This is a genomic window from Bradyrhizobium sp. (assembly GCF_019244115.1).
In the GTDB taxonomy this organism is placed as follows: domain Bacteria; phylum Pseudomonadota; class Alphaproteobacteria; order Rhizobiales; family Xanthobacteraceae; genus Bradyrhizobium.
This window is the reverse complement of the sequence record NZ_JAFATE010000835.1, coordinates 1-4,335: the sequence shown is the minus strand read 5'-3', so window position 1 is coordinate 4,335 and position 4,335 is coordinate 1. Positions and strand designations below refer to the sequence as shown.

5 protein-coding genes are annotated in these 4,335 nt (G+C 65.1%); 3 read left to right on the top strand and 2 right to left on the bottom strand.

Annotation, left to right across the window (positions count from 1 at the left end; genetic code table 11):
- Positions 1 to 31 precede the first annotated feature (31 nt).
- Complete coding sequence (gene glgA, locus JOZ76_RS35290) at positions 32 to 1,450, top strand: glycogen synthase GlgA (protein ID WP_291705993.1); 1,419 nt, start codon at positions 32 to 34, stop codon at positions 1,448 to 1,450.
- Positions 1,451 to 1,551: 101 nt separating this feature from the next.
- Here glgA and JOZ76_RS35285 read toward each other — a convergent pair whose 3' ends face one another.
- Positions 1,552 to 1,833 (bottom strand): DUF3606 domain-containing protein, encoded by a 282-nt coding sequence (locus JOZ76_RS35285; RefSeq protein WP_291705991.1) that lies wholly within the window; start codon positions 1,831 to 1,833, stop codon positions 1,552 to 1,554.
- A gap of 65 nt (positions 1,834 to 1,898) precedes the next feature.
- Positions 1,899 to 3,386 carry an AMP nucleosidase gene (locus JOZ76_RS35280; protein ID WP_291705992.1) on the bottom strand — a complete coding sequence of 496 codons (1,488 nt, stop codon included), beginning with the start codon at positions 3,384 to 3,386 and terminating at the stop codon, positions 1,899 to 1,901.
- Positions 3,387 to 3,573: 187 nt separating this feature from the next.
- On the opposite strand from JOZ76_RS35280, the gene JOZ76_RS35275 reads away from it, so the two are divergent.
- Both JOZ76_RS35275 and JOZ76_RS35270 read left to right on the top strand, forming a co-directional pair.
- Entirely contained in the window at positions 3,574 to 3,942 is a 369-nt protein-coding gene (locus JOZ76_RS35275) for a CsbD family protein (protein WP_291705990.1), read from the top strand.
- A 90-nt stretch (positions 3,943 to 4,032) separates the two neighbouring features.
- On the top strand, positions 4,033 to 4,287 hold the full coding sequence (locus tag JOZ76_RS35270; RefSeq protein WP_291705989.1) for a hypothetical protein: 255 nt from the start codon (positions 4,033 to 4,035) through the stop codon (positions 4,285 to 4,287).
- Positions 4,288 to 4,335: the final 48 nt, after the last annotated feature.

Here is a 4,335-nt window from a genome sequence, read left to right as displayed (position 1 = left end):
CGCAACCGGTTCGGCCCAACAGCAGGGAACCATGAGAGTCCTATTCGCCACCCCCGAACTTTCCGATTTTGTCCAGGTCGGCGGCCTCGCCGCCGTCTCCGCGGCACTGCCGCGGGCGCTGCGACCATTCTCTGACATTCGCATCATCATGCCGGGTTACCCGGAGGTGTTCGGCAAAATCGCCGATTTCTCCATCGTCGGTCATTGTGCCGCAACGGCCCAGCTTCCCGCCTGCTCGCTCGGTCTTGGGTTTGCGCGGGACGGCCTGCCGACCTATGTCGTCATCTGCCCGGAATTGTATGAACGCCGCGGCACGCCCTATGGCAACGAGCGCGGCGAAGACTGGGCCGACAATGATCTGCGGTTCGCACGCTTTTGCCTTTCGGCGAGCCTGCTCGCGCAAGGCGGCGTCGACCCCGATTGGTCGGCTGACCTGATCCACGCCAACGACTGGCAGTCCGGGCTGATCCCGGGCTACGTGGCCTGGTCCGGCGCGCAACTTCCGACCATCTTCACGATCCACAATCTGGCCTATCAGGGGCTGTTCGAACCGACCACGGTGCGCAAGATCGGCGCCCCGGACGCCGCCTTCGACATCAACGGGCTCGAATTCTACAACAAGCTCTCCTTCATCAAGGCCGGGATCGTCTACGCCTCGCACGTCACCACAGTCAGCCAGACCTACGCCCAGGAGATCACGACCCCGCAGTTCGGCTGCGGGCTGGACGGGCTGTTGCGCAAGAGGGCCGACGAGCAGAAGCTCTCGGGCATCCTGAACGGCATCGACGAGAGCTGGGATCCGCGCAACTGCGCGGCGCTGAGCCAGACTTTTGAAGCCGGCGACTGGCGCGCGCGTGCGGTGAACACCGCCGAGTTGCGCAGGCAGTTCGGCCTTGCCGTGTCGCGCGGTCCGTTGTTTGCCGTGGTGGCCCGGCTCGTTCACCAGAAAGGCGTCGATCTCGTGCTCGAAGCGGCCGAGACGATCGTCGATGCCGGCGGGCAGCTGATCGTGACCGGCAAGGGCGAGCCGCGGTTCGAGCACGCTTTGCTGCAAGCCCAGCAGCGACGTCCGCAAGCGGTCGCGGTGCGCATCGGTTTCGACGATGACGCGGCCCGCAACATCTTCGCAGGCAGCGACTTCACCCTGGTGCCATCGCGCTTCGAGCCCTGCGGGCTCAGCCAGATGTACGCCCAGCGCTTCGGGTCGCTGCCGGTCGGTCACAGGACCGGCGGCCTGGCCGAGACGATCCTCGATGGCGAGACCGGCTTTCTGTTCCGCAAGGCCTCCACGGCATCGCTTCTGGGCGGGCTGTGCCGGGCCTTCTCAGTGTTCGGAGCGAGCGAGCGCTTTGGTGCCATGCGGCGCGCGGCCATGAAGCAGACGTTCGGCTGGTCGGCCTCCGCAAGCTCCTATCTGTCACTCTATCGAACCGCCGCGTCGGGGGCTTGAGCCGTCGCTTTGGCGCATGATCCGGAAAAGTGCGAAGCGGTTTCCGATTGCGCAACGACAAGCTGAAATGCGATGGCGATTCAGCCTGGTCCGCTCGCGCGTCAGGACGCCGGCTTGGCCGGGACCTGCGGCTCTGTGACGCTGGGCTCGCCGAGCGCCACAGCGGCGATCACGGCAGGTGGGACGGGAGCCGGCTCCGGGAGCTCTTTTGCCCGCTGCAGAGCGGCTTCCTTGGCAATCGCGGCGATCGAATTGCCGGTCTTGTCGACAATTCGAGTCAGCTCAGTTTCGGAGAGCCCCAGCCGCTTCTTGAGCAGCCGAACCTGGGTTTTATCGGTCAAATCAAGCTTGTTGCGGATCGGCTGGGATTTCTTGCGGTGCATGGCGGATCCCTCCTGTCCTTCAAGTAACCTCCGCCTCGACCAATTGGTTCCCGCTGCCCTGCGCCCTACTGAAACGCGACCTCGGCAAAGCTGCGGAGCTTTCGCGAATGCAGCCGCTCCGTTTCCTGGTGCTTGAGCCGCTCCAGCGCCTTCAGCCCGATCTCGAGATGTTGGCCGACGCGTTGGCGATAGAACTCGCTGGCCATGCCGGCGAGTTTGATCTCCCCATGCAGCGGCTTGTCCGAGACGCAGAGCAGCGTGCCATAGGGAACGCGGAAACGGTAGCCGTTGGCTGCGATCGCCGCCGATTCCATGTCGAGTGCGACCGCGCGCGATTGCGACAGGCGGCGGATCACCTGCGGACCGCTGATCTCCCAATTGCGATTGTCGACGCTCGCCACCGTTCCGGTGCGCATCAGCCGCTTGAGCTCGAAACCGGTCAGTCCGGTCACCTCGCCGACCGCCTCCTCCAGCGCGACCTGCATCTCCGCGAGCGCAGGGATCGGCACCCAGGGCGGCAGTTCGCGGTCGAGCACGTGGTCCTCGCGGACATAGCCATGCGCCAGCACGTAGTCGCCGAGCCGCTGCGTGTTCCGCAGGCCCGCGCAATGGCCGAGCATCAGCCAGGCATGCGGCCGCAGCACCGCGACATGGTCGGTGACGTTGCGCGCGTTCGAGGGGCCGGTCCCGATGTTGATCAGCGTGATGCCCCGATAGCCGGGCTCGACGAGATGATAGGCCGGCATTTGCGGCATGCGGCCCGGCGCCGTTCCGGTCGTGCCGCCACCGTGCCGCTTGTTGCGGGTGACGACATTGCCCGGCCCGACAAAGGCCTCGGGGCCGGCCTGTCCCGCGGCGAGGCGCTGCTCGCACAGGCGAATGAAGGCGTCGACATAGAACTGATAGTTCGTGAAAATCACGAAATTCTGAAAGTGCTCCGGATCGGTGCCGGTATAGTGATAGAGGCGGCGCAGCGAGTAGTCGACCCGGGCGGCGCGGAACAGCGACAGCGGCTCCGGCGCGCCAGGGGCAAGCTCGAGCGTCCCGTCGGCGATCGCATCGTCCATCGCGGCGAGATCCGGCACGTCGAACAGATCGCGCAGCGATCGGGTGACCACCGACTTGTCGTTGTTCGCGAGCGTCGCCTCGATGTTGATGTCCCGCCGGTAGGCGAAATGGATCGGGATCGGCTCCTCAGACTCGCCGACCTCGACCGGCACGCCATGGTTTTCGATCAGCAGGCGGATCTGTTCGGTGAGATAGGGCTTGAACACATCCGGCCGCGTGACGCTGGTCTCGTGCACCCCCGGCCCCGCGACGAAGCCATAGGACAGGCGGGAATCCAGGCTGCGGGCATGGGTTGCGGTCGTCACGCGCACGAACGGGTAGCTGGCACGCACCCGCGTCGTCACGGCCCCACCGCTCAGATAGGCCTCGAAACGGTCACGGAGGAACTGGGTGTTGCGTTGATAGATCTCTTCGAGCCGGCTCACCGCCGCCTCGGCGCTGGTGAAGACGGCGGTCGCGAAAGGTTCGGGCGTCTGGATGGTCAGTGCGGCCCCCTTGGTCGAAAACGAGAGACTCGGTTATCCCCTGGCGTGATTCTGGATAGCCGGTTTGCGACCTGGAGAACAGAGCTCCCCCGCCCTGCCTGCGATCATCCGCCCCAACCAGCCCAAGGAACCGAAACCGCCGCGCCCCGTTAGTTGCATTGACAGTTTTCTTCGGGAGGTGGCGCAAATGGACAACGATCGGATTACCGGCGCGGCGAAGGATTACGCCGGTCAGGCCCAGAGCAAGCTCGGCGAACTCGCCGGCGACGCGAAGACGGAAGCGGCGGGCCGCATGAAGGAAGCGGCCGGCACGGCGCAGAACCTTTACGGCCAGGCCAAGGATACGGCGCGCGAAGCCACCGAGACCGCAACGAACTATGCCAGACAGGCGTACGAAAACTCCGGCGATGCGTTTCGCGACGGCTCGCAGGCGCTTGCAAAGAAGGTGCAGGATAGCCCGCTCAGTTCAGTGCTCATCGCCGGGGGAATCGGCTTTGCGCTGGCTCTGATGATGATGCGCCCGGCGCGCCGTCCGTCCCGCGACTGGCGCTATTGACGCAGTTCCGTCGAAAAGCGCGATGGTTTGCCATCGCGCTTTTGTTCGCCGGTGCCCAAAGCTCTGTTTGCCAATCGCAGGAGGTTGACCGTGACCGATGAAGCTCCGCTGTCGCCTTATGTCTATGAGGGCCTGGACCCGGTCGCCGAGCGCAAGTCGACGCGTTCGGCAATCTCGGAAGCGCTGCAGGACACGCTTAGTCTTGCGAACACCACGATCGACGCCGCGCGAAAGCCGGGCATGCCGCTGGGCATCCTGAGCAACATCACCCGAGAGGCGCCGCTCGGCTCGCTGATGGTCGCGTTCCTGCTGGGCGTCGCTTTCGCACGCCGCCGGATGCGCTAACCCTGAAAGCCGGTGGTTCAATCCCATCGCGCCTTGGATCTTCGTCAA